The 23,343-nt window shown below is 62.5% G+C and carries 22 protein-coding genes; 14 read left to right on the forward strand and 8 right to left on the reverse strand.

All coding sequences use genetic code 11. The features are described 5' to 3' along the window. The first annotated feature begins 80 nt into the window (after nt 1-80). The 9 genes from WN982_RS00805 to WN982_RS00845 all read left to right on the forward strand — a co-directional run bounded on the left by WN982_RS00805 (nt 81) and on the right by WN982_RS00845 (nt 10,162). The gene (locus WN982_RS00805; RefSeq protein ID WP_028198543.1) at nt 81-434 is read left to right on the forward strand and encodes a phage holin family protein; all 354 of its coding nucleotides are present in this window, start codon (nt 81-83) and stop codon (nt 432-434) included. Between the two features lie 11 nt (nt 435-445). Next, entirely contained in the window at nt 446-1,276 is an 831-nt protein-coding gene (gene metF / locus WN982_RS00810) for a methylenetetrahydrofolate reductase [NAD(P)H] (protein ID WP_341313979.1), read from the forward strand. Between the two features lie 194 nt (nt 1,277-1,470). Beyond that, nucleotides 1,471-3,114 (forward strand): ABC transporter substrate-binding protein, encoded by a 1,644-nt coding sequence (locus tag WN982_RS00815; protein ID WP_341313980.1) that lies wholly within the window; start codon nt 1,471-1,473, stop codon nt 3,112-3,114. Nucleotides 3,115-3,309: 195 nt separating this feature from the next. Beyond that, nucleotides 3,310-4,938 (forward strand): ABC transporter substrate-binding protein, encoded by a 1,629-nt coding sequence (locus WN982_RS00820; protein ID WP_341313981.1) that lies wholly within the window; start codon nt 3,310-3,312, stop codon nt 4,936-4,938. 126 nt (nt 4,939-5,064) lie between these two features. Beyond that, the gene (locus WN982_RS00825; RefSeq protein WP_341313982.1) at nt 5,065-6,075 is read left to right on the forward strand and encodes an ABC transporter permease subunit; all 1,011 of its coding nucleotides are present in this window, start codon (nt 5,065-5,067) and stop codon (nt 6,073-6,075) included. A gap of 7 nt (nt 6,076-6,082) precedes the next feature. Continuing rightward, nucleotides 6,083-7,000: an ABC transporter permease subunit gene (locus tag WN982_RS00830; protein WP_341313983.1), complete on the forward strand. Its 918-nt coding sequence runs from the start codon at nt 6,083-6,085 to the stop codon at nt 6,998-7,000. Continuing rightward, a complete protein-coding gene (locus tag WN982_RS00835) occupies nt 7,001-8,005 on the forward strand; it encodes an ABC transporter ATP-binding protein (protein WP_341313984.1) in 1,005 nt (334 codons plus the stop codon). Continuing rightward, nucleotides 8,002-9,021 carry a peptide ABC transporter ATP-binding protein gene (locus WN982_RS00840; RefSeq protein WP_341313985.1) on the forward strand — a complete coding sequence of 340 codons (1,020 nt, stop codon included), beginning with the start codon at nt 8,002-8,004 and terminating at the stop codon, nt 9,019-9,021. The genes WN982_RS00835 and WN982_RS00840 overlap by 4 nt, the downstream gene beginning before the upstream one ends. After that, nucleotides 9,014-10,162 (forward strand): TraB/GumN family protein, encoded by a 1,149-nt coding sequence (locus WN982_RS00845; RefSeq protein WP_341313986.1) that lies wholly within the window; start codon nt 9,014-9,016, stop codon nt 10,160-10,162. Before WN982_RS00840 ends, WN982_RS00845 begins: the two co-directional genes overlap by 8 nt. Before the next feature lie 83 nt (nt 10,163-10,245). Here the strand turns inward: WN982_RS00845 and WN982_RS00850 are convergent, their stop codons facing one another. The 5 genes from WN982_RS00850 to pxpB all read right to left on the reverse strand — a co-directional run bounded on the left by WN982_RS00850 (nt 10,246) and on the right by pxpB (nt 14,688). After that, on the reverse strand, nt 10,246-11,202 hold the full coding sequence (locus WN982_RS00850) for a DUF979 domain-containing protein (RefSeq protein WP_341313987.1): 957 nt from the start codon (nt 11,200-11,202) through the stop codon (nt 10,246-10,248). Beyond that, nucleotides 11,199-11,948, reverse strand: coding sequence for a DUF969 domain-containing protein (locus tag WN982_RS00855; RefSeq protein ID WP_341313988.1), 750 nt, complete (start codon nt 11,946-11,948; stop codon nt 11,199-11,201). Before WN982_RS00855 ends, WN982_RS00850 begins: the two co-directional genes overlap by 4 nt. Nucleotides 11,949-12,213: 265 nt before the next feature. Continuing rightward, complete coding sequence (gene pxpA / locus WN982_RS00860) at nt 12,214-12,966, reverse strand: 5-oxoprolinase subunit PxpA (protein WP_341313989.1); 753 nt, start codon at nt 12,964-12,966, stop codon at nt 12,214-12,216. 19 nt (nt 12,967-12,985) lie between these two features. After that, nucleotides 12,986-14,038, reverse strand: coding sequence for a biotin-dependent carboxyltransferase family protein (locus WN982_RS00865; RefSeq protein WP_341313990.1), 1,053 nt, complete (start codon nt 14,036-14,038; stop codon nt 12,986-12,988). Further along, entirely contained in the window at nt 14,035-14,688 is a 654-nt protein-coding gene (gene pxpB, locus WN982_RS00870; protein ID WP_341313991.1) for a 5-oxoprolinase subunit PxpB, read from the reverse strand. The genes WN982_RS00865 and pxpB overlap by 4 nt, the downstream gene beginning before the upstream one ends. A 204-nt stretch (nt 14,689-14,892) precedes the next feature. Here pxpB and WN982_RS00875 point away from each other — a divergent pair, with 204 nt between their 5' ends. Continuing rightward, complete coding sequence (locus WN982_RS00875; RefSeq protein ID WP_095417993.1) at nt 14,893-15,405, forward strand: winged helix DNA-binding protein; 513 nt, start codon at nt 14,893-14,895, stop codon at nt 15,403-15,405. A 59-nt stretch (nt 15,406-15,464) separates the two neighbouring features. Here the strand turns inward: WN982_RS00875 and WN982_RS00880 are convergent, their stop codons facing one another. Next, nucleotides 15,465-16,007: a 5-formyltetrahydrofolate cyclo-ligase gene (locus tag WN982_RS00880; protein ID WP_341313992.1), complete on the reverse strand. Its 543-nt coding sequence runs from the start codon at nt 16,005-16,007 to the stop codon at nt 15,465-15,467. Between the two features lie 77 nt (nt 16,008-16,084). Between WN982_RS00880 and WN982_RS00885 the strand changes: the two genes are divergently transcribed. The 4 genes from WN982_RS00885 to WN982_RS00900 all read left to right on the forward strand — a co-directional run bounded on the left by WN982_RS00885 (nt 16,085) and on the right by WN982_RS00900 (nt 20,999). After that, the gene (locus WN982_RS00885) at nt 16,085-18,052 is read left to right on the forward strand and encodes a transglycosylase SLT domain-containing protein (protein ID WP_341313993.1); all 1,968 of its coding nucleotides are present in this window, start codon (nt 16,085-16,087) and stop codon (nt 18,050-18,052) included. Between the two features lie 80 nt (nt 18,053-18,132). Further along, entirely contained in the window at nt 18,133-19,086 is a 954-nt protein-coding gene (locus tag WN982_RS00890; protein ID WP_341313994.1) for a complex I NDUFA9 subunit family protein, read from the forward strand. Between the two features lie 30 nt (nt 19,087-19,116). Then, a complete protein-coding gene (locus WN982_RS00895; protein WP_341313995.1) occupies nt 19,117-19,770 on the forward strand; it encodes a glutathione S-transferase family protein in 654 nt (217 codons plus the stop codon). Next, nucleotides 19,767-20,999 carry a multifunctional CCA addition/repair protein gene (locus tag WN982_RS00900; protein ID WP_341313996.1) on the forward strand — a complete coding sequence of 411 codons (1,233 nt, stop codon included), beginning with the start codon at nt 19,767-19,769 and terminating at the stop codon, nt 20,997-20,999. Before WN982_RS00895 ends, WN982_RS00900 begins: the two co-directional genes overlap by 4 nt. Before the next feature lie 929 nt (nt 21,000-21,928). Here the strand turns inward: WN982_RS00900 and WN982_RS00905 are convergent. Both WN982_RS00905 and WN982_RS00910 read right to left on the reverse strand, forming a co-directional pair. Then, nucleotides 21,929-22,123, reverse strand: coding sequence for a DUF2905 domain-containing protein (locus WN982_RS00905; protein WP_341313997.1), 195 nt, complete (start codon nt 22,121-22,123; stop codon nt 21,929-21,931). 22 nt (nt 22,124-22,145) lie between these two features. After that, on the reverse strand, nt 22,146-23,336 hold the full coding sequence (locus tag WN982_RS00910) for an SAM-dependent methyltransferase (protein ID WP_341313998.1): 1,191 nt from the start codon (nt 23,334-23,336) through the stop codon (nt 22,146-22,148). Nucleotides 23,337-23,343 lie beyond the last annotated feature (7 nt).

Genomic DNA, 23,343 nt, shown 5'->3' on the forward strand with positions numbered 1-23,343 from the left:
GGGCGGCGCACAAGGCGCCGCCTGGTTCAGCATGGACGCCTCTTTCGTTCAACGGACATCATGCTTACAAGGAGCTCTACATGACCGTGCTGCTGACATGGCTGATCAACGCGCTTGCGCTCCTGATCATCACCTACCTCGTACCGTCGATTCATATCCGCAGTTTCGGCACCGCATTGATCGTCGCGGTGGTGCTCGGGTTGATCAATACGATCTTGCGACCGGTGCTGATCCTGTTGACGCTGCCCGTGACGATCGTCACGCTCGGACTCTTCATTCTGGTGGTCAATGCGCTGTGCTTCTGGCTGTGCGCGTCGCTCCTGAAGGGCTTCGAAGTGTCGGGTTTCTGGTCGGCGTTCTTCGGCTCGATTCTGTACAGCATCGTTTCGTGGCTGCTGTCCGCGCTTATTTTCGGCAACCGCAGTATCGGTTGATCTACTGAACCATGAACCCGATCGAACTTTCATTCGAATTCTTCCCGCCGAAGACGCAGGAAGGTGTCGACAAGCTGCGCGCCACGCGTGCGCAGCTCGTGGCGCTCAAACCCAAGTTCGTATCCGTCACCTTCGGTGCGGGCGGCTCGACGCAACAGGGCACGCTCGATACCGTCGTCGAGATGGTGAAGGAAGGGCTCGAGGCAGCGCCGCACCTGTCGTGCATCGGCTCGTCGAAAGAGAGCCTGCGCGCGATTCTCAACGAGTACCGTGCGCATGGCATCCGCCATATCGTCGCGCTGCGCGGCGATCTGCCGTCCGGCATGGGCGAAGTCGGCGAACTGCGCTACGCGTCGGAACTAGTGAGCTTTATCCGTGCCGAGTTTGGCGACTGGTTCTGGATCGAGGTGGCCGGCTATCCGGAGTACCACCCGCAGTCGCGCTCGCCGCGTCAGGATCTGGAAAACTTCGCCCGCAAGGTGAAGGCCGGCGCCAATTCGGCGATCACGCAGTATTTCTTCAACGGGGACGCGTATTTCCGTTTCGTCGAGGACGCAAAGAAGCTCGGCGTCGACGTGCCGATCGTGCCGGGCATCATGCCGATCACGAACTTTTCGCAGCTGATGCGTTTCTCGGAGATGTGCGGGGCGGAAGTGCCGCGCTGGGTGGCGCGCCGTCTGGAGAGCTTCGGTGACGATCGCGAGTCGATTCGCGCGTTCGGGCTGGATGTGGTGACCGACCTGTGCGGACGCCTGATCGAAGCGAAAGTGCCGGGCCTGCATTTCTACACGCTGAACGGCGCTGCGGCGACCAAGGCGATCTGCGAGCGGCTGGGCGTTTAACGCTTCCAATGTGTTGTATGGAAACCGCGCGGCTTAACCAGCCGCGCGTTTTTTTTGCACAGAAAACCGCTGCTGCACCGCAGCAAGTATGCCCGTTACGGGTTTTCTTGCGGCGTGTAAGCCCGCATTGAACCCGATTTTTGTGCTGTCTATGATCGAAGTGCAGCTGACCTGGCTGCTGTGCGGAGAACGAGATGACAGTATCCCGATTGCTGTTTGCAGTTCGCCATGCCTGCCTTCCAGCCTTGAGCGCATGTGCCGTTCTGGCTGCCGGCCTTTTGCCCGCCGCGGTCCAGGCGGCCTCCCTGCCCGACAAAACCCTCGTATTCTGCTCCGAAGGCAGTCCTGCGGGTTTCGACACCGCGCAGTACACCACCAGCGTCGAATTCAGCGCCGGCTCGTACACGGTCTATAACCGGCTCGTGGAGTTTGCGCACGGCAGCACCGATATCGAACCGGGCCTCGCTGAGAAATGGGATGTGTCGCAGGACGGTCTGCAATACACCTTTTATCTGCGCCATGGCGTGAAGTTTCAGACCACCTCGTTCTTCAAGCCGACGCGCGAGTTCAACGCGGACGACGTCGTCTTCACCTATCAGCGGATGCTCGATCCGGAGCAGCCGTTCCGCAAGGCATACCCGGTGCCGTTTCCGTATTTCAACGACCTTGGCCTCGCGAAGAATATTTCGAAGATCGAGAAGCTCGATCCCTATACGGTGCGTTTCACGCTGAAGGAAGTCGACGCGCCGTTTTTACAGCAGATCGCGATGCCGTTCGCGTCGGTTTTGTCGGCCGAATACGGCGATCAGTTACTGAAAGCGGGTAAAGCGTCCGATATCAACCAATTTCCGGTCGGTACCGGCCCGTTTATTTTCCGCAGCTATACGAAGGACGACACGATTCGTTTCGACGGCAATCCCGATTACTGGAAACCGGGTGTCGTTAAAGTGAGCAAGCTGATATTCGCGATTACCGTCGACCCTGCAGTGCGGCTGCAAAAATTGAAACGCGGCGAGTGCCAGGTCATGGCGTATCCGCGTCCTGCCGATATTCCCGCAGTCAAAGCCGACGCATCGCTCGCCATGCCGAGTCAGGTCGGTTTCAATCTCGGCTATATCGCCTACAACAACACCAGGAAGCCGCTCGACAATGTGATGGTGCGCCGCGCGCTCGATATGTCGATCAATAAGAAGGCGATTATCGACTCGGTGTATCAGGGCGCCGGCCAGGCGGCGACCAATCCCATGCCGCCGACGCAATGGGGCTACGACAAGAATCTGAAGGACGCCCCGTATGATGTCGACAAAGCGAAAGCGCTGCTCAAGCAGGCGGGCTATCCCGACGGCTTCGATTTAACGCTGTGGGCCATGCCGGTTCAACGGCCTTATAACCCGAACGCGCGTCTGATGGCGGAAATGCTGCAAGCCGATTGGGCGAAGATCGGCGTCAAGGTGAAGATCGCCACCTACGAATGGGGTGAATATATTCGCCGTGGCCATTCGGGCGAGCATGAGGCAATGCTTATCGGCTGGACCGGCGATTATGGCGACCCGGATAACTGGTTGGGCGTATTGCTTGGCTGCGATGCAGTGAACGGCAGTAATTTTTCCAAATGGTGCTACAAGCCTTACGACGATTTGATCCGCAAAGGCCGCAGCACGACCGATCTTGCCGAACGCACCAAGGCTTATACGGAAGCCCAGGAAATCTTCAAAGACCAGGTCCCGTTCACGCCGATCGCCCACTCCACGGTGTATCAACCCATCAGCAAGAGCGTCACGGGCTTCAAGATCGACCCGTTCGGCCCGACGCAATTCATGAATGTCGGACTGAAATAACGGCAAACCGGCCGCTTTTTGCCGAGCCCTACCTCTAAAGCCGCACGCTCCGGCCAGCGCCGGCGTGCGGCTTTGCCTATGCCTGAATGGTTTCCGATCGTCAACAGGAGTATTTTCCTCCGCTTGTTGGTGCGAGCCAAGCTCAAGTAATATCGCGCTACGCCGGCGGGAGCCGGCCCCGAACCTGGAGGAAACATGAAGCAAAACAACCTGTTGCGCGCCGCGCGTGTTACGACGCTCGTCGCAGCTGCAGCGGCATCGATGCTGGGCGCTACGAGCGCGCATGCCGAGATTCCGAACAAAACACTCGTCTACTGCTCAGAAGGCAGTCCCGCGGGTTTCGATCCAGCCCAATACACGACGGGTGTCGACTTCACGGCCAACACGTTCACCGTCTATAACCGCCTCGTCGAATTCGAACGCGGCGGCACGAAAGTCGAACCGGGCCTCGCAGAAAAGTGGGACGTCTCGCCGGACGGCAAGACCTACACGTTCCATCTGCGTCATGGCGTGAAATTCCAGACTACCTCGTTCTTCAAGCCGACCCGCGAATTCGATGCGGACGACGTCGTGTTCACGTTCCAGCGCATGCTGGATACGAACCAGCCGTTCCGTAAGGCCTACCCGGTGCAGTTCCCGTACTTCACCGACATGGGCCTCGACAAGCTGATCACCAGCGTCGACAAGGTCGATCCGTACACGGTCAAGTTCACGCTGAAGGAAGTCAACGCGCCGTTCATCCAGAATCTGGCGATGGAATACGCGTCGATCCTGTCGGGTGAATACGCGGACCAGTTGCTGAAGGCAGGCAAGGCAGCCGACATCAACCAGTTCCCGGTCGGCACCGGCCCGTTCATTTTCCGCAGCTATACGAAGGACGCGACGATCCGCTTCGACGGCAACCCGGATTACTGGAAGCCGAACGCGGTGAAGATCTCGAAGCTGATCTTCTCGATCACGCCGGACGCCGGCGTGCGCGTGCAGAAGATCAAGCGCGACGAATGCCAGGTGATGAGCTATCCGCGTCCGGCCGACGTCGCGCCGCTGAAGGCTGAAGCGAACATTGAGATGCCGTCGCAGCCGGGCTTCAACCTCGGCTACCTCGCGTACAACGTGGCACACAAGCCGGTCGACAAGGTCGAAGTGCGTCAGGCGCTCGACATGGCGATCAACAAGAAGGCGATCATCGAGTCGGTGTATCAGGGCGCAGGCCAGGCCGCGACGAATCCGATGCCGCCGACGCAATGGTCGTACGACAAGAACCTGAAGAGCGCATCCTTCGACACGGACAAGGCCAAGGCGCTGCTGGCGAAGGCCGGCTATCCGAACGGTTTCGACATCACGCTGTGGGCGATGCCGGTGCAACGCGCGTACAACCCGAACGCCCGTCTGATGGCGGAAATGATCCAGGCCGACTGGGCCAAGATCGGCGTGAAGGCGAAGATCGTCACGTATGAATGGGGCGAGTACATCAAGCGCGCGCATGCAGGCGAACACGACACGATGCTGATCGGCTGGACCGGCGACAACGGCGATCCGGACAACTGGCTCGGCACGCTGCTCGGCTGCGAAGCGGTGAATGGCAACAACTTCTCGAAGTGGTGCTACAAACCGTTCGACGATCTGATCCAGAAGGGTCGAGTGTCGTCCGATCAGGGCGCGCGCACGACGGCTTACATGCAAGCTCAGCAGATCTTCGCGCAACAGCTGCCGTTCTCGTCGATCGCTCACTCGACGGTGTACCAGCCGGTCAGCAAGAAGGTGGTCGACATGCGTATCGAGCCGCTCGGCTACGCGCGCTTCGACGGTGTTAGCGTCAAGTAATTCGTAAAGCTCACGCAGTACGCTTTTCGCACGGTTAGAAAACTGGTCGAAATGGTCCGGCGACCGGGGTCACGAGCCCTCGTCGCCGGTTGCGTTTTTTTTTCATCAAGACCATAGGGACGAACCATGTTCCGCTTCGTTTTGCGCCGCGTCGGCATGGTGATACCGACTTTCATCGGCATTACCATCCTCGCGTTTGCGCTGATTCACCTGATACCGGGCGACCCCATCGAAGTGATGATGGGCGAGCGCGGCGTCGATCCGGCAATGCATGCTGCCGCGATGCACCGGCTGGGGCTCGATGAGCCGCTGCCGATGCAATACATCCACTACGTCGGCCGCGCTCTTCACGGCGATCTCGGCACCTCGATCATCACCAACACCAGCGTGATGGGCGAATTCCTCGCACGCTTTCCCGCCACCGTCGAACTGTCGATGTGCGCGATGTTGTTCGCGCTGATCGTCGGCTTGCCCGCGGGCGTGTTCGCCGCACTGCGGCGCGGCACGGTGGTCGATCACGGCGTGATGGGAGCGGCCCTGACCGGCTACTCGATGCCGATCTTCTGGTGGGGCCTGATCCTCATCATGATGTTCTCGGTGAAGCTCGGCTGGACGCCGGTGTCGGGCCGCATCGCGGTCGAATACGACATTCCGCACGTGACCGGCTTCATGCTGATCGACGCGATGATGTCCACCGACGAAGGCGCGTTCAAATCCGCACTGAGCCATCTGATCCTGCCGGCGATCGTGCTCGGTACGATTCCGCTGGCGGTTGTCGCGCGGATGACACGTTCGTCGATGCTCGAAGTGCTGCGCGAAGACTACATTCGCACCGCGCGCGCGAAGGGCTTGTCGCCCGGGCGCGTGATCGTCGTGCATGCGTTGCGTAACGCGCTGATTCCGGTGGTGACCGTGATCGGTTTGCAGGTCGGCACGCTGCTGGCAGGTGCTGTGCTGACGGAGACACTGTTCTCGTGGCCGGGTATCGGCAAATGGCTGATCGATGCGATCGGCCGGCGCGACTATCCGGTCGTGCAGGGCGGTATCCTGATGATCGCCACGTTGGTGATCGTCGTGAACCTCGTCGTCGATCTGTTGTACGGCGTGCTGAATCCGCGCATTCGCCATACGAGGTGATCTGAACATGGCTGATATTCAAAACACCGTCCCCCAGGCCGTCACTCCCCCCAGTGGCCGCGCCATCGCCGCCCGCGAATTCTGGGCGAATTTCTCGCGTAACCGTGGCGCTGTCAGCGCCGGCATCGTCGTGCTGGTGCTGATCTTCGTCGCGATCTTCGCGCCGTTGATCGCGCCGCACAGCCCGATCGAACAGTACCGCGACTTCGTGAAGATTCCGCCCGCGTGGCTCGACGGCGGCAACTGGAAGTTCATTCTCGGCACCGACGAAGCGGGCCGCGACATCCTCTCGCGCCTGATGTACGGCGCGCGGCTGTCGTTCTGGATCGGCTTCGTCTCGGTGGTGCTCGCGCTGATTCCGGGCATCGTGCTCGGTCTGATCGCGGCGTTCTTCGAGAAGTGGGCCGATACGCCGATCATGCGCATCATGGACGTGCTGCTTGCGTTGCCGTCGCTATTGCTGGCAGTCGCGGTGGTCGCGATCATCGGTCCGGGTCTCGTCAATACGATGCTGGCGATCGCGATCGTCGCGTTGCCGGGCTATGTGCGTCTCACGCGTGCTTCGGCGCAGGGCGAGTTGCAGAAAGAGTACGTGACGGCTTCGCGCGTCGCGGGCGCCGGCACGCTGCGCTTGATGTTCTCGCAAGTGCTGCCGAACTGCACCGCGCCGCTAATCGTGCAGGCTACGCTGGGCTTTTCGTCGGCGATTCTCGATGCGGCCGCGCTCGGCTTCCTCGGGCTCGGCGTGCAGCCGCCATCGGCGGAGTGGGGTGCGATGCTGGCCTCGGCGCGCGACTACATCGACAGCGCCTGGTGGATCGTCACGATGCCGGGTCTGTCCATCCTGATCTCGGTGCTCGCGATCAATCTGCTCGGCGACGGGCTGCGCGACGCACTCGACCCCAAACTGAAACGGATGGCCTGAATGGAACAACTATTGACCATCCGCAATCTGGCGGTGAATTTCAACGGACTGCCCGCAGTCGACCGCATCAACCTCGATGTCGCGCCGGGCGAAGTGGTCGGCGTGGTCGGCGAATCGGGCTCGGGCAAGAGCGTGACGATGATGGCGCTGATGGGCCTGATCGATGCGCCGGGCAAGGTCACTGCAGATGAAGTCACCTTCAACGGCAAGAACCTGCTGAAAGCATCGGCGAAGGAACGCCGCAAGATCATCGGCAAAGACATCGCGATGGTGTTTCAGGACGCGCTCACCAGTCTGAATCCGAGCTACACGGTCGGCTATCAGATCAAGGAAGTGCTGAAGCTGCACGAAGGGCTGCACGGCAGCGAGCTGGACAGGCGCGCGGTCGAATTGCTCGACCAGGTCGGCATTCCGGATGCGAAGAATCGCATCGGCTCGTTTCCGCATCAGATGTCGGGCGGGATGAACCAGCGCGTGATGATCGCAATGGCGATTGCCTGCAATCCGAAGCTGCTGATCGCCGACGAACCGACCACCGCGCTCGACGTGACGATCCAGGCGCAGATCATGGAGCTGCTGATCAAGCTGCAGAAGGAGCGCGGCATGGCGCTCGTGCTGATCTCGCACGATCTCGCCGTGGTGTCGGAAGTCGCGCAGCGCGTCGCGGTCATGTACGCTGGCGAAGTGATCGAAACCAACCGCGTGCCCGATATCTTCGCCGCACCGCACCATCCGTACACGGAAGCGTTGCTGGCGGCGATTCCCGAGCACAATGTGGGCGCAGTGCGGCTCGCTGCGTTGCCGGGCATGGTGCCCGGGCGCGACGACCGGCCGAAAGGCTGCCTGTTCGCACCGCGCTGCAAGTATGTGGTCGACGATTGCATGAAGGCGCGACCGGCACTGGCGCCGATGCAAGGTCACGCTGAAGTAGCGCGCGTGCGCTGCATCAAACCCCTGAACCTGAGCGGCGACGCCAACGTTCACACACATGGAGGCGCACGATGAACGCGGTACTCGAAACGCGGCGCCAGTCGGACCATGCGGGCGATCACGTGCTGGTCGCCGACAAGCTGGCGCGTTACTACACGGTGAAGCGCGGCATGTTCGCTCAGGGAACGGTGAAGGCGCTCAACGGCGTGTCGTTCGCGCTCGAACGCGGCAAGACGCTGGCGGTGGTCGGTGAATCCGGTTGCGGCAAATCGACGCTCGCACGTCAGCTGACGATGATCGAAGCGCCCACAGCGGGCCGCTTGCTGATCGACGGCGAAGATGTGGCCGGCGCCGATCACGCGAAGATCGCGGCGCTGCGCCGGCGCGTTCAGATGGTGTTCCAGAACCCGTTCGCATCGCTCAATCCGCGCAAGACCGTCGAGCAGACGCTCGGCGAGCCGCTTGCGATCAACACACAGTTGAGCTCGGCTGAACGCGCCGAACGGATCGCGCAGATGATGCGCACCGTCGGCCTGCGTCCGGAACATGCGAAGCGCTATCCACATATGTTCTCCGGCGGCCAGCGGCAGCGTGTGGCGATTGCGCGCGCGATGATTCTCGATCCGCAGATTGTCGTCGCCGATGAACCGGTGTCCGCGCTCGACGTGTCGATCCAGGCGCAGATTCTGAATCTGTTCATGGATCTGCAAGAGCAGTTCAAGACCAGCTACGTGTTCATCTCGCACAACCTGTCGGTGGTCGAGCATATCGCCGACGATGTGATGGTGATGTACTTCGGCGGCGTGGCGGAGCTCGGCGACAAGAAGCGGATTTTCTCGAAGCCGCGGCATCCGTACACGCGTGCGCTGATGTCGGCAACACCGTCGATCTTCGAAGCGGATCGCAGCATCAAGATCAAGCTGCAAGGCGAGATGCCGTCGCCGCTAAATCCGCCGTCGGGTTGCACGTTCCATCAGCGCTGCCCGTATGCGATCGACCGGTGCCGCAGCGAAGAACCGAAGCTGCGCGAAGTGGATGGCCGTCAGGTGTCGTGTCACCGCGCCGAGGAGGTGGGGGACGTGGATGCCTGATGTGGCGGCGGCGCGTCGTATTACGCGCCGCTCGCGTGACGGCGGCTACGCCGCTTTCGCGCGGCGCTGGAGGGCGCGTGCACTGACGGGTGCCGCGCTCTTCGGCGTATGTTCTGCTTTCCATCTGGCCGGTGGGCCGATCGTCGCGGTGTACGCCGCGGGGGCAGCCGCCAACTCGCCTGCTCAGGCGGGGCGACCGGCATTGCCGGTGCCCAATCTGCCGACGCCGCCCCGTGCTACCTTGCCCGGCTTCAATCCGCCGCCCGCCGCGCCGGGCACCACGGCCAGCGGCCCGGTACGCATGCAGCCGGCACGCATGCCGTTCTATGTCGCAACGCGCGGCACCACCACGATCTACGTGCTCGGCACGTTGCACGTAGGCGACCCCGCCGACTATCCTCCCGAGCAACCCTTCCGCCCGCCGATCCTCGGCGCACTCGCCGCCTCAGGGACGCTCGCGCTCGAACTATCACCCGACGAACTGCTGGTCTCGCAAGACGACGTGTCGAAATACGGCGTATGCCGGCGTGACTGCCTGCCCGGTTTATTGCCCGATCCGCTGTGGCGCAAGCTTGCCTTTCGATTGCGCGGCAATCCTGCCGCGCTGAATGAAATCAAGAAGATGCGGCCGTGGCTCGCGTCCTTGCTGGTCGAAACCTACGATTCGTTGAGTGCCGGCTTGCAGACCGAGTACGGCACGGAAGCGCAATTGCAGAACGTCTATATCAGGACGCGCGGCAAGATCGTAGGACTGGAAACCTTGTCGCAGCAGATGCGCGCGTTCACAGGACTGACACTTGCGCAGCAGCGCGAAATGCTCGCGCAGGACCTGGTGCAGACGCCCGCGGAAAACGTCGACGACGTGCGGACTTTGCATCGGCTGTGGAGAGTGGGCGATGCCGACGCGATCGCGGCATGGCAGGCGGCGAAGTCGGAAAAGCTGGCGCGTGACAAGCGGATCTCCGATTCGATCGACAACAAGATCGTGTATGAGCGGAACCGGCGCTTCGTGTCGCGGATGCTGCTGATTGCCGCGCCGAACAAACCGGTGTTCGTGGCGATCGGCGCGTTGCATCTGGGTGGGCGCAAAGGCGTGCTGCAGCTTTTGCGGCAGCACGGGTTTGTGGTCGAGGCGGGGTGAGGTTCGGCAGCGCTCTACGTCACCGGCGCGGCGCAGAAATCCTGCGTGACGCCGGCGTCTGCCGAGCAGCAAAGGCAACAGTCCTACATGAACATCAGGAAATTCAACAGGAAGATGTTCACGATCAGCAAGGTCAGCGCGGTCGGCACCTGCACCTTGATCACCGCATTCTTATCCGGCAACTCCAGCAGCGCAGCCGGCACCATGTTGAAGTTCGCGGCCATCGGCGTCATCAGCGTGCCGCAGTAGCCCGAGAACATGCCGATCGCGACCATCACCGCCGGATTGCCGTGAAACACGCCGACCAGAATCGGCACGCCGACGCCGCCGGTCATCACCGGGAACGCGGCGAAGCCGTTGCCCATCACCATCGTGAAAAGCGCCATGCCGATGCAGTACACGGCCACCGCGACAAACCGGTAGTCGAGGCTGATGTAGGCCGTGGTCACGTGCGCGACGGCCTTGCCGACGCCGGCGTCCGAGAAGACGAGGCCGAGCATGCCGAGCATCTGCGGCAGCACCGCGGCCCACGACAATGCATCGACCAGCCGGCGCGCTTCCTTCATCGATTGGCCGACGGTGTCGCGCGTCAGCACACAGGCAATCGCGAGCGCGATCACGCAGCCGATCCCGAAGCCGATCAGCGTGACGTTGGCCTTTTCGATCAGCGGCATGCCACCGAAGATCAGATGGCTGGCCGACAACGTGATGATCACGGTAATGACCGGAATCGTCAGCGCGGGCACGAACAGCTTGTTGCGCAGGCGCGCGGCGCTGGCCTTGCGCGCTTCGAGCGACAGCAGTTTCGGCTTGGCCGCGGTGACGCCGCCGAAGCCGGCGATCAGCGCCATCACGATCACCAGTACACCGACCACGGCGGGCGGCAGCTTGTCGCCGATCAGGAAGATCAGCGCGTAGAGAATCCAGAAGCCGCCGGCGGTGAAGCGGCGCGGGTGCGCCCTGTCCGTGACGATCATGCCGCCGATAACGAGCAGCACCACGCCCAGCAGCCAGAAGAGATAGGTAATCGTGAGTGTCATGCCTGGTCTCCTGCGACGGGTTGCGTCGGCGTCATTGCAGCGGCGCTGGCCGCCGCATTGCCGCGTAACTCGCGTTCGAGCTTGCGGTCGAGCAGATGCAGGCGGAAGCCGTGAATGATGAACGCGCAGATCGCGGTCGGAATGCCCCAGACAGCCACGTGAATCGGCTCGACGACGATGCCCGCTTCTTTCAGGAAGGTCGTCATCAGCACGATCGCGCCGAAGGCGACGAAGATGTCCTCGCCGAAGAACAGGCCGACGTTGTCGGTCGCCGCGGAGAACGCGCGCAGCTTGAAACGCACTGCATCGCTGATTTTGCCGAAGCGGGTTTCGGTCGCGCCTTCGGCCATCGGCGCGATCAGCGGACGCACCATCTGCGGATGGCCGCCGAGACCGGTCAGGCCGACGGCCGCGGTTAGTTCGCGCACCAGCAGATAGACGATCAGCAAACGCCCCGCGGTGGCGGCCTTGATGCCGCCGATCCACGCTTGCGCGCGCTCGCGCAGGCCATGCCGTTCGAGCAGACCGATCACGGCGAGCGGCAGCAGGATGATCAGCGGGATATTGCGCGTCTTGATAAAGCCGGTGCCGATTTCAGCGAGGATCTTTTCGGGCGGAAAGTGCGCGGCCAGACCCGTGGCGATCGCGGCGGCCGCCACGATCAGCATCGGATTGAACCGTAATAAAAAGCCGGTGATGATGACGGCCACGCCAATGAGCGGCCATAGACTGACGGTTGTCTGCATCTGGATCTCCAAACAGGGTTTCAACCTCGCCGCTTGTGGCGGCTAACGTGGGCCGGCGCCGGGTGTGATCCATGCGCCGTCATGCTGCCGCGGCTCTTGATGGCCACGTTGCTTCGACTACACCTGCACCTGCGCTTACACCTGCTGCTTTACCGCGAGTACTGCAAAGAGTCCTGCATCCGGCGAACGCCCCGCATGGCGCGAGGCGTTCGGGGCTGCGCAAGGGACGGCTCGCGCTGTCTATCCGGTTCGCCTTGGCCGACGCTCACACGCGGGCAGCGCCGGCCGCGTGAACTTCAATGCCGGCGTCTTCGAGCGCGCGGCGGATGCGCCGCGCGAATGCTAGCGCGTGCGGACCGTCGCCGTGCAGGCAGATGGTTTGCGCGTTGAGCGGCACCCAGTGTCCGTCGACGGCCTGCACGCGATGCTCGCGCACCATCGCGAGCGTGCGGTTCAGCACCAGTTCTTCGTCGTCGAGCAGCGCGCCGGGTTCCTTGCGCGGCACCAGTGAGCCGTCGGCGCGATAGCCGCGGTCGGCGAATACTTCTTCGATTGCGGTCAGGCCCGCGTTGCGTGCGGCCGTCACGAGGCCACTGTTGGCGAGCGCGAACACCGCCAGCGACGGGTCGAAATCATGAACCGCGGACACGATCGCGTCGGCGATCTTCGCGTCGCGCGCGGCCTGGTTGTAGAGCGCGCCATGCGGTTTGACGTGCGCGATGCGCCCGCCCTCGGCCTGCGCGATCGCCGACAGCGCGCCGAGCTGATACAGGACGCCCGCGTAAATGTCGTTGGCCGGCAAGTCCATTTCCTTGCGGCCGAAATTTTCCGGATCGTTAAAGCTTGGATGCGCGCCGATCGACACGCCTTTTTCCACCGCCCAGCGCACGCAGTCGCGCATGGCGTTGGCGCCGCCCGCGTGCCAGCCGCACGCGATGTTTGCCGAACTGACGAGGTCGAGCAGCGCCTCGTCGGAGCCGCAGCCTTCGCCAAGGTCGGCGTTCAAATCGATTTCCATGATGTTCCTCTGCTCAGTATTACAGCGCTGCGACGGCCAACTGGCGCGCGCAGCGTTCTTCATGCATCGCGATCGCGGCATCGATCTGCCGCAGATACGTGCGTTCTTCCAATAGGGCCTGACGCGCCTCGTACGGCGTTGTCGGGATGAAGCGGACCGCGGCGTTCAGGCGAACCTGGGCGAGCTTCCACAGATCGGCCTGAATCACCGCGCCGATCTTCGGATAACCGCCAGTGGTTTGCGCGTCGCTCATCAGCACGATCGGCTGGCCGTTGGGCGGGACCTGGATCGTGCCCGGCAGCACCGCGTGCGACAGCAGATCGGTTTTGCAGGTGCGCTTCAGTTCAGTGCCCGCGAGGCGGTAGCCCATGCGGTTACTGTTCGGCGTGACGAGCCATTCATCGGACCAGAAGCTTTCCTGAGCGTCGGGCGTGAAGCTGTCGTATTCCGGTCCTTGCAGCACGCGGATCGGCACGGCCCACGGCACGCCCGACGGATGCCGGCCGCGCCGCAGCGGCTCGTGCACCAGCACGAACTTGCACCAGGCGGGCGCCTTCACGCCGAACTCCGGCGCTTCGGGGCTGAAGCCGACATGGCCGCGCTGCGGCGGTGCGCCGACCGGCAGACGGTCGCCGTCACGCAGCGCCCGGCCGCCGAGTCCGCCGAAATGGCCGGCGAGATCGGTGCTGCGCGAGCCGAGCATCGGCAATACGTCGATGCCGCCGGCAATGCAGACATAGCCGCGCATGCCGCGCCTGGCCGCTTGCAGCACCAGCTCCTGGCCTGCTTGCACCGGCAGGCTCCACCACGAATAAACCGGCTTGCCGTCGAGTGTCGCGCCGAATTCCGTGCCGGTGATCGCCACGCGTGTGGCGCGCAGAAAGCGCAGCACGGTGGGGCCAAAGGTGATTTCCAGGCCGGCGGCATCGGGCCGGTTGCCGACCAGCCGGTTGCCGACTTCGAGCGACAGGCGGTCGAGCGCACCACCCATCGCGACGCCGAGATGCCGGTGGCCGTGACGGCCGAGATCCTGAATCGTGGTCAGCAGACCCGCGCGAATCACATCGATCATGCGTGTATCCCCGCGATGGTGAAGCGCACCCGGTCGCCCGGTTGCAACAGCGTGGGCGGGCGGCGCGCCGGATCGAACAGCGGCAATTCGGTGCGGCCGATCAGCTGCCAGCCGCCGGGCGAAGTGGCCGGATAAATACCGGTCTGCTCGCCGCCGATGCCGACCGAACCCGCCGGCACTTCGATCCGCGGCGACGAACGGCGCGGCGTGTGCAGCGCCCGGTCGAGCCCACCCAGATAGGCGAAGCCCGGTTGGAAGCCGAGGAAGAACACCACGTATTGGCCTTCCGAATGACGCTGCACGACTTCCCGCACCGTCAAGCCGGTGTGATTGGCGACCACTTGCAGATCGGGGCCGAATTCACCGCCGTACTGCACCGGGATCTCGACTTCGCGGCCCGGCGCGGGCGCATCGCCCCCCGCCTCCCAGGCGGCTCGCAACTGGCCGGCGAGCGTCTCGCGGTCGGCTTCGAGCGGATCGAAGACGAGCGTCAGGTTGTTCATACCCGGCACGACCTCCAGCACATGCGGCCAGTCGCGCGCGGCCTCGGCGGCCGCCCACACGCGCCGCTGGCATTCCAGCGTCGCGGGCGGCGGCGCCTCGCAGACGAGCGCGGCATCGCCGAGCGGAAAGATTCTTGGTTGGCTCATCGCTTGCGGGCCCAGGTCGAGTCGGAGAAATCGGGCACGTCGCCCCTATAGATGGTTGTCGGCATCGGTGCACGATGTTTGAAGCGTACATTATCAATAAAATATCAACAAATTCTCAATAAGAGTTTTTGCCAGGCTCCCGGGAATCGGTGGCTCGTCGTACACTCGCGACACCTTCCCATCCTGTTCTCGAGAATCTTCATCATGTCGCGCCACCCCACCAAGATCGTCTCCTCGGAACATCTCGTGTCCGAGACGAGCGCGGAACTGTCCGAACTGGAGTACGCGCTCATCATGGCGGGCAATGCATTCAACCGCTGGATGGTGCGCTGCATGTCGGCCGCCGGTGATAAGGACATGACCGCCATCGAAGTTTCGCTGCTGCACCACGTCAGCCATCGCGAGCGCCGCAAAAAACTGGCGGACATCTGCTTCGTGCTGAACATCGAGGACACACACGTCGCCACCTACGCGTTGAAGAAGCTCGTAGCTAGAGGGTATGTAAAAAGCGAAAAGACCGGCAAGGAAGTGTTCTTCTCAGCGACCGATGCGGGCCGCGAGCTCTGTCTGAAGTATCGTGAAGTGCGCGAAAGCTGCCTGATCTCGACGCTGAAGGAAAGCGGCTTGACCAATGAGCAGATCGGCGAGGCTGCGCAGTTGATGCGCAACGCGTCCGGGCTGTACGACACGGCAGCGCGGGCGGCGGCGTCGTTATAACGGGTTTTCGCTGCTGCGTCCGGGCGCGGGTGCGGTGCGCCCGGCGAACGCTTGACCGTTTAATTCGCCGCGCGCGGATAAAGGCCCGCTTCGGTCACGATCATATCGAGCGGGATGTCATGGGCTTCGCGTTGCAGCGCTTCGATGCGGCACGCTTCATAGGCGATGCCGACCGTGACCGGCTTCGTCGGACCCGGCCACGCGGCCAGCGTGCGGTCGTAATAGCCGCCGCCGTAACCCAACCGGTAACCGGCTTCGTCAAAGCCGACACAAGGAACGAACAGCAGATCGGGAATCACGACACGCCCCGAAGCCGGCTCAGCGATCTTGTGATGGCCGATCTTCATCGGCGTATCAGGCGTCCATGCGTGGAATTCGAGCGCCGCGCCGCGGTCTTTGACGACCGGCAAACTCGCTTCGCGCGGTGCGCCCGCCGCGAGCCAGACCGCGATCGCGGCGCGTGCGTCGAATTCGCCCGCCAGCGGCCAGTAAAATCCCACGCCGTTCACGTTGTAGCGTTTGAGCGCATCGAGTATGCGGCGGCTCAGCGCGACATTGTGCGCAGGCTCGGAAGCCGCTTGCAGCCTTGCTTCCAATAGCATTCTACGCAACGCCTTTTTCGATTTCGCGACAGGGTTGCATGCTATGCTTGGGTTCAATTCGCGCTCCAGAAACAACGATGTCAAAAAGCCTTTACCGAGTATATCGCGCGGCCGGTCTGGCGCTTGCCGCCGCGGCGCTCGTCGCGTGCAGCACGGCTTCCGCCGTCAAGCCCGTTCCCCTTTCGCAACTCACGAACGACGACCAGATTTTCGTCCAGCTTCGCGAGGCCGCCCGCAATAACGATGCGGCGCGCGCAGCGCAGTTGGCGAGCATGATCCCGAGCTATCCGGCGCCGTCTTATCTGGAGTATTTCCAGATCAAGCCGCAGCTGTTCGATTCCACCGGCCATGCGCGAGTCGACGCGCCCGATGCGCCGGTGCTGGCGTTCCTGCAGAAGTACGACGGCCAGGCCATCGCCGACCGCCTGCGCAACGACTACCTCACCGTGCTCGGTACGCGTCACGACTGGCGCAACTTCGATCAGCAATACGCGCGCTTCGTGCTGAAAGACGATACGCAAGTGAAGTGCTACGCGCTCGAATCGCGCGCCTCGCGTGGCGAGAATGTCGCCGAGGCGGCGCGTGCGCTGCTGGTCGATCCGAAAGTGTATGGCGACGGCTGCGTCGATCTGATCACGGTGCTGGCAGCCAACCAGCAATTCAGCGCCGACGACGTGTGGCAGCAGATCCGTCTCGCGTACGAGCAGAACTACACGGATACCGGCAGCAAGCTCGTCGACGCGCTCGGCAACCAGGCGCCCGATCCGGTGCTGTTCGGTCAGGCCGCTAGCACGCCGCCGTTGCTGCTGGCGCGCGGCGTCGGTCCCGATTCGCAGTCGCATCAACTGGCGTTGCTGGCGATCACGCGGATGGCGCGCAACGACCCGGCCGTGGCGGCGGCCACGTTCGCGTCGGTGGCGCCGTCGCTGAGCTCGCCCGAGCGTGCGATCGGCTGGGGCACGATTGCCTATCAGGCCGCCGCCAAGCAGATGCCGGGCGCGCTCGACTGGTATCGGCTGTCCGCGAATGCGCCGCTGTCGAATCCCGCCTACGAATGGCGCACCCGTACCGCGCTGCTCGCGGGCGACTGGACGATGGTGCGCTGGTCGACGGAACAGATGCCGGCGCCGCTGCGCAATCAGCCGTCGTGGGTGTATTGGCATGCGCGCGCGCTGAAGCAGGGCGGCGACACGACGCAGGCAAACCAGGAATTCGAATCGATTTCTCAGGGCTTCAACTTCTACGGCCAGCTTGCCGCGGAAGAGCTGGGCCAGAAGATCACGGTGCCGCCGAAAACCAGTGTGACCGATGCCGAAGTCCAGCAGGCGGGCACTACGTCGGGTTTCGATCTGGCGCAGCGTTTCTATGGGCTGAATCTGCGGCTGGAAGGCAATCGTGAATGGAACTGGCCGTTGCGCAATATGAGCGACCGGCAACTGCTCGCCGTCGCCGAATACGCGCGCCGTATCCAGCTGTATGACCGCACCGTCAACACGGCGGACCGCACGAAGAGCGAACACGATTTCTCGCTGCGCTATCTGTCGCCGTTCCGCGATATCGTCGAGCGCGATGCGCAGTCGAACGGGCTCGATATCGAATGGGCGTATGGGCTGATTCGCCAGGAATCGCGCTTCATCATGAACGCGCGCTCGGAAGTCGGCGCGAGCGGCTTGATGCAATTGATGCCGGGCACCGCGCAACTGGTCGCGAAGAAGATCGGCCTCGGTCCGATTTCGCGCGAGCAGATGAACGATATCAACACCAACATCCTGCTCGGCACCAACTATTTGTCGATGATTTACAATCAGTTCGACGGATCCGCCGTGCTGGCAACCGCCGGTTACAACGCCGGGCCGGGCCGTCCGCGCAACTGGCGGGAGTCGTTGCAGCGTCCGGTGGAAGGCGCTATTTTCGCCGAGGCGATTCCGTTCCAGGAAACTCGCGACTACGTTAAGAATGTGCTGTCCAACACGGTCTACTACGCGGCATTGTTCGAAGGCCGTCCGCAATCGCTGAAGGCGCGTCTGGGTTATATCGCACCGTAAGCGCCGTGCCGCCGCCACATCTTTCGATGCGGCGGCGCGCCACGCCAGCCGTTGCCGCGGCTTCCGCCAGGGAGTCGAAAATGCGACATCAAGCCATTGCAATCATCGGCGGCTCCGGTTTTATCGGCAGCCATCTCGTCAACGCCCTCGTCGAAATGGGCAAAGACGTGCGCGTCGCCACCCGTCGGCGCTACAACGCCCGCCATCTCACACTGTTGCCCATTGATGTGATCGAAGCCAACGTGTTCGATCCGGTGCAACTCGCGCGCTTCGTCGAGAATGCCGATGCCGTGATCAACCTGGTCGGCACGTTGCATGGCAAACGCGGCAAGCCGTACGGCCCTGAGTTCGCGAGGGCGCACGTCGAATTGCCGACCAAAATCGTCGCGGCCTGTGAAGGCAAGGGCGTGCATCGGCTGATTCATCTCAGCGCGCTCGGCGCCGACATGAACGGACCGAGCATGTACTCGCGTTCGAAAGGCGACGGCGAAAAGGCCGTGCATGCAGCCGGCGTGGCTTGGACGATCTTCCGGCCATCCGTGGTGTTCGGCCCGGAAGACGAATTCCTCAACAAGTTCGCATACCTGCAGCGCGTCTTTCCGATCATTCCGCTTGCGATGCCCGATGCGAAATTCCAGCCGGTGTACGTCGGCGACGTTGCCAAAGCGATCGTCAACGTGCTCGATCTCGACGCAGCCAGCGGCCATACCTACGAACTGGGCGGCCCCACGGTCTATGCGCTCGAAGACCTCGTCAAGTATTGCGGCGACGCGATCGGCCGCCATGCGCGAATCATCCGTCTGCCGGACGCGCTCGCGCGCTTGCAGGCGCTGACATTTGAAATGGCGCCCGGCGAACCGGTCATCTCGCGCGACAATCTCGATTCGATGAAAGTCGACAATGTGATGAGCGGGCCGATTGCGCCTGAACTGGGCATCGAGCCGGCCAGCATCGAGGCGATTGCGCCGGGGTATTTGACTGGCGCGTCGATGCGCTCGCGCTTCAACACGTTTCGCGCGAACGCAGGCCACTGAACCTTTTTTCCCTTTCCATTGATACGAAGCATGAAACTGATTATCGGTGACAAGAACTATTCGTCATGGTCGATGCGTCCGTGGCTGCTGCTGAAGCATTTCGGCATTCCCTTTGAAGAAGTGTTGATCCACCTGGGCCAGCCTGGCACGAGGGCCGCCATTCTGGCTCACGCGCCGACCGGTGCGGGCAAGGTGCCGTGTCTGGTCGATGGTGACGGGCTGTCCATCTGGGACTCGCTCGCGATCGCCGAGGCGCTGGCTGAGCGCTTCCCCCAACACGCACTATGGCCTCGCGATGCGGCGGCGCGTGCACGCGCACGCAGCATCAGCGCTGAGATGCATTCGGGCTTCGGCGAATTGCGCTCGAACATGTGGATGAACATTCGCGCGTCATTTCCGGGCAAGAATGCGACGCCGGGCGCTCTGGCCGACATCGCCCGAGTCGACTCGCTCTGGCGCGAGTGCCTCGACGCGCACGGCGGCCCGTTCCTGTTCGGCGAATTCAGCATTGCGGACGCGATGTACGCACCGGTCGTGATGCGCTTTAACACCTGGCAACCGGCGCTATCGGAAGCCGCCGCGGCTTATGTCCGTCGAGTGACGGCGTTGCCTGCCGTGAAGGCATGGATCGACGACGCGCTACGCGAAACGCACGCTATTCCCTATCAAGACGAATGCCCATGAAAATCTACGCGGTAGGCGGGGCGATTCGCGACGAGTTGTTGGGCGTACCGGTGCAGGACCGCGATTACGTGGTGGTCGGCGCGACGCCCGAGCAGATGGTTGCGCAGGGCTACCGGCCGGTCGGCAAGGACTTTCCGGTGTTTCTGCATCCGCAGACGCACGAGGAATACGCGCTCGCGCGCACCGAGCGCAAGACGGCGGCTGGTTATCACGGCTTCCAGTTCTTCTACGCGCCCGACGTCACGCTTGAAGAAGACCTTGCACGCCGCGACTTGACGATCAATGCGATGGCGCGCGAGGTGCGGCCGGACGGCGAGTTGACCGGACCGGTGATCGACCCGTTCAACGGCCAGGCCGATTTGCAGGCACGGCTGTTCCGTCACGTCAGCGATGCGTTTCTTGAAGATCCCGTGCGGATTTTGCGGATTGCGCGGTTCGCGGCGCGGTTTGTCGATGTCAATGTGGCGTCCGAGACGATGGCGCTGATGCGCAAGATGGTCGCCGATGGCGAAGTGGATGCGCTGGTGGCCGAGCGCGTGTGGCAGGAAGTGTCGCGCGGCTTGATGGAGAAGAAGCCTTCGCGGATGTTCGAAGTGCTGCGCGAGTGCGGTGCGTTGGCGCGGATTCTGCCGGAGATCGATGCGTTATTCGGCGTGCCGCAGCGGGCTGATTATCACCCTGAGATTGATACGGGTGTGCATGTGATGATGGTAGTCGATCATGCGGCGCAGCAGGGGTATGCGTTGGCGGTTCGATTTGCTGCTCTTACGCATGATCTGGGTAAGGCGACGACGCCGGAGAATGTGTTGCCGCAGCATATCGGGCATGAGGGGCGCAGTGTGGATTTACTGAAGCCTTTATGCGAGCGGCTGCGGGTGCCCAATGAGTGTCGCGATCTGGCGCTGCTGGTCGCGCGAGAGCATGGGAATATCCATCGCGTGATGGAAATGGGCGCTGCCGCGCTGGTGAGGTTGCTCGAGCGCAGTGATGCTATTCGGAAACCTGCGAGGTTTGCGGAAGCCTTGCAGGCTTGTGAGGCTGACGGTCGTGGCAGGCTTGGGTTTGAGATGCGGGAGTATCCGCAGGCTGAGCGCTTGCGAATTGCTCTTTTGGCTGCGCGTGCGGTTGATGCTGGGGCCGTGGCTGAGCGGCTCGTTGACTCGCCGGGTGGGATTAAGGATGCTGTGCATCAGGAGAGAGTTCGGGCTGTTGAAATGGCTATTGCTTGAGTTGTTTTTTTTGCGCGCGGCGCGTGATTGGGGGTTTTTGCCTTGCGTGGCGCATTATGGTTGTGTGCCTGCTGGGTTGGCCTTTCCTTGATTTGTTAGTGGTCTATTAGCTTCGCCCCTGTGCGGGGCGGGCACTTACTTTCTTTGCCGCCGCAAAGAAAGTAAGCAAAGAAAGCGGCTTCACACCGCTAATTCTTAAGCGGGTCCCCTGGCTTGGAGGAGGTAGTGGAGCATCTGGAATCGGTGTTCTCGCACATTTTGCGTGAGTGACAAGGCAGTCATCCTTCCGGCGGCGCTGCGCGCGCCGTAGCGGTACTTCATCAAACCGGCTGACAATTTCGCGTCAACGTTTTGCCCGGCGCGGTGGCTCTCCCTTGCGTCCCCCATGCCTCGCCGAGGCGCTCGCGTTTTGTCTGGCGCGGTGACCCACTGTTGCAACCCCAATCCTCACTGTCGCACCGGCTCCTCGCTCCGTGAGATCGTCCACACTCGCACATTCGCGTACTTCGCCGAGGCGAAGCCGATGGCCCCCAATCACGCACAAACGAGGCCCCTGGTTTCCTTGGCAGACCGTTCCAGCGAGCACGTAGTGCGAGGCGGGAAGGATGAAGCGGGAGGAGCGTACGCCCCATCGGTTTTGAGAAGTACCGCCACGGCGCGCGCAGCGCCGCCGGAAGAATGACTGCCTTGTCACCAGCGCGGAGTGTGCGAGAACACCGATTCCAGATGCTCCACTACCTCCTCCAAGCCAGGGGACCCGCTTAAGCGTTAGCGGTGTGAAGCCGCTTTCTTTGCTTACTTTCTTTGCGGCGGCAAAGAAAGTAAGTGCCTGCCCCGCACAGGGGCGAAGCTAATAGACCACTAAGAAATCAAGGAAAGGCCAACGCCGCAGGCACACAGAAGAATGCCGCCGCTAAAGGCAAAAAAAACTACAAAACCCTAGCAAGAAGCGACAAAACCATCGACAAAACAAGAGTAGACATAAAAGGAAAAGGATACTCGCGCCCGAAGAAGCGCAAAGTCACATCACCGGGCATCCGCCCAATCCCGATCTTCCTGAGCCACGGCCAGCAGGCCGACAACACCGCCACGGCAATAAACGTAGTCAGCAGCCAGCGGATCATCGCGAATCCTTAAGGCAAAAAATCAAAGCGTATGTGACCGGTCGCCACTCGAAAAAGCCATAAGCGTGTCATCCAGCCCACGCGAAAACGCGATCACCTTAAACAGCTCCCCCATCTCCGCCTCGGACAACAACTTTTGCACCGCATTCGCCGCAGGCAAAAACCGCGTCGCGTCTGAAGGATCGATCTCCGACAATGCTTCGGTAATCCCAGCATTCAACAGGAACCGTGCTTGCGAAGTAAACCCCAACAAATCCGCCCCAGCTTCAACCCCAGCTTCGGCGATGCCGGTAAACTCCACGTGCGCGGTAATGTCCTGCAAGCCAGGATAAACAAACGGATCACCATGCGCCCGGTGCCGGTAATGGCACATCAACGTGCCCTGCGCACGCTGCGCATGGTAATACTCGTGACGCGGAAATCCATAGTCGATGAAAAAGGCCGCGCCGCGCGTCAGCATCGTGCAAATGGTTCGCGTGAAAGCCGACGCCGCTTCGTGCGTCTCTGTCACGTAATCGTCGCCGGCAGTTTCGATCCCGGCGAGAAACGCACCGTCCACAGCCGCGGAAACAGGACGGTCGTCGAAGGCAAAAGCCTCATCGCGCCAAACCACCCCGCGCTCGTGCCAGGCGCCGCCGGCAAAAGCAAACAGCCGCACCGGCATCGCGTCCAGCACCTCATTGCCGATTACCACGCCCTCGAACCGCTCAGGCAGCGCGTCGAGCCAGCGTACCTTCGCGGCCAGCGCCGGCGCGGCGGCTTCGATCGTCTCGCGTTGGCGCTCACGTAATTCACCCGACAAGTCCACGATCGAGTAGCTTTCGAGCGCGACGCCCAGCGCGTCGAGCGCGTTCAGCAACCCGGCGGCCAGTTTGCCCGTGCCGGCGCCGAATTCCATTACGCCGCGCGTGCCGCTCGCCTGCAAGGCTTCGGCGAGCGGGCGCGCCAATGTCGTTGCAAACAGCGGCGACAGTTCCGGCGCGGTGACGAAGTCGCTGCCATCGTCGGCGCTGCGGCCGAATTTGCGGGCGCCGCCGCTGTAATAACCGAGCCCCGGCGCGTACAGCGCGCGCTCCATGTAGCGGTCGAACGGCAGCCAGCCACCGGCGGTCTCGAGCTCCGCGCGGATCTGCGCGACCAGCGCTTCGGACTGCGCAAGCGCGCTCGGGCCGGGAGCAGGTAAACTATCGGGTTGGTGAGCTTTCGGATTCATCCCCGCA

Source organism: Paraburkholderia sp. IMGN_8, from assembly GCF_038050405.1.
Lineage (GTDB): Bacteria > Pseudomonadota > Gammaproteobacteria > Burkholderiales > Burkholderiaceae > Paraburkholderia.

Excerpts from the sequence above, each read along its gene's own strand:
- pxpA (WP_341313989.1), bottom strand. The coding sequence starts at position 12,966 with ATGGAAATCGATTTGAACGCCGACCTTGGCGAAGGCTGCGGCTCCGAC.
- WN982_RS00895 (WP_341313995.1), top strand. The coding sequence starts at position 19,117 with ATGAAACTGATTATCGGTGACAAGAACTATTCGTCATGGTCGATGCGT.
- pxpB (WP_341313991.1), bottom strand. The coding sequence starts at position 14,688 with ATGAGCCAACCAAGAATCTTTCCGCTCGGCGATGCCGCGCTCGTCTGC.
- WN982_RS00900 (WP_341313996.1), top strand. The coding sequence starts at position 19,767 with ATGAAAATCTACGCGGTAGGCGGGGCGATTCGCGACGAGTTGTTGGGC.
- WN982_RS00850 (WP_341313987.1), bottom strand. The coding sequence starts at position 11,202 with ATGACACTCACGATTACCTATCTCTTCTGGCTGCTGGGCGTGGTGCTG.
- WN982_RS00880 (WP_341313992.1), bottom strand. The coding sequence starts at position 16,007 with ATGCTATTGGAAGCAAGGCTGCAAGCGGCTTCCGAGCCTGCGCACAAT.
- WN982_RS00840 (WP_341313985.1), top strand. The coding sequence starts at position 8,002 with ATGAACGCGGTACTCGAAACGCGGCGCCAGTCGGACCATGCGGGCGAT.
- WN982_RS00825 (WP_341313982.1), top strand. The coding sequence starts at position 5,065 with ATGTTCCGCTTCGTTTTGCGCCGCGTCGGCATGGTGATACCGACTTTC.
- WN982_RS00905 (WP_341313997.1), bottom strand. The coding sequence starts at position 22,123 with ATGATCCGCTGGCTGCTGACTACGTTTATTGCCGTGGCGGTGTTGTCG.
- WN982_RS00845 (WP_341313986.1), top strand. The coding sequence starts at position 9,014 with ATGCCTGATGTGGCGGCGGCGCGTCGTATTACGCGCCGCTCGCGTGAC.
- WN982_RS00855 (WP_341313988.1), bottom strand. The coding sequence starts at position 11,948 with ATGCAGACAACCGTCAGTCTATGGCCGCTCATTGGCGTGGCCGTCATC.
- WN982_RS00805 (WP_028198543.1), top strand. The coding sequence starts at position 81 with ATGACCGTGCTGCTGACATGGCTGATCAACGCGCTTGCGCTCCTGATC.
- metF (WP_341313979.1), top strand. The coding sequence starts at position 446 with ATGAACCCGATCGAACTTTCATTCGAATTCTTCCCGCCGAAGACGCAG.
- WN982_RS00910 (WP_341313998.1), bottom strand. The coding sequence starts at position 23,336 with ATGAATCCGAAAGCTCACCAACCCGATAGTTTACCTGCTCCCGGCCCG.
- WN982_RS00890 (WP_341313994.1), top strand. The coding sequence starts at position 18,133 with ATGCGACATCAAGCCATTGCAATCATCGGCGGCTCCGGTTTTATCGGC.
- WN982_RS00815 (WP_341313980.1), top strand. The coding sequence starts at position 1,471 with ATGACAGTATCCCGATTGCTGTTTGCAGTTCGCCATGCCTGCCTTCCA.
- WN982_RS00835 (WP_341313984.1), top strand. The coding sequence starts at position 7,001 with ATGGAACAACTATTGACCATCCGCAATCTGGCGGTGAATTTCAACGGA.
- WN982_RS00830 (WP_341313983.1), top strand. The coding sequence starts at position 6,083 with ATGGCTGATATTCAAAACACCGTCCCCCAGGCCGTCACTCCCCCCAGT.
- WN982_RS00885 (WP_341313993.1), top strand. The coding sequence starts at position 16,085 with ATGTCAAAAAGCCTTTACCGAGTATATCGCGCGGCCGGTCTGGCGCTT.
- WN982_RS00865 (WP_341313990.1), bottom strand. The coding sequence starts at position 14,038 with ATGATCGATGTGATTCGCGCGGGTCTGCTGACCACGATTCAGGATCTC.
- WN982_RS00875 (WP_095417993.1), top strand. The coding sequence starts at position 14,893 with ATGTCGCGCCACCCCACCAAGATCGTCTCCTCGGAACATCTCGTGTCC.
- WN982_RS00820 (WP_341313981.1), top strand. The coding sequence starts at position 3,310 with ATGAAGCAAAACAACCTGTTGCGCGCCGCGCGTGTTACGACGCTCGTC.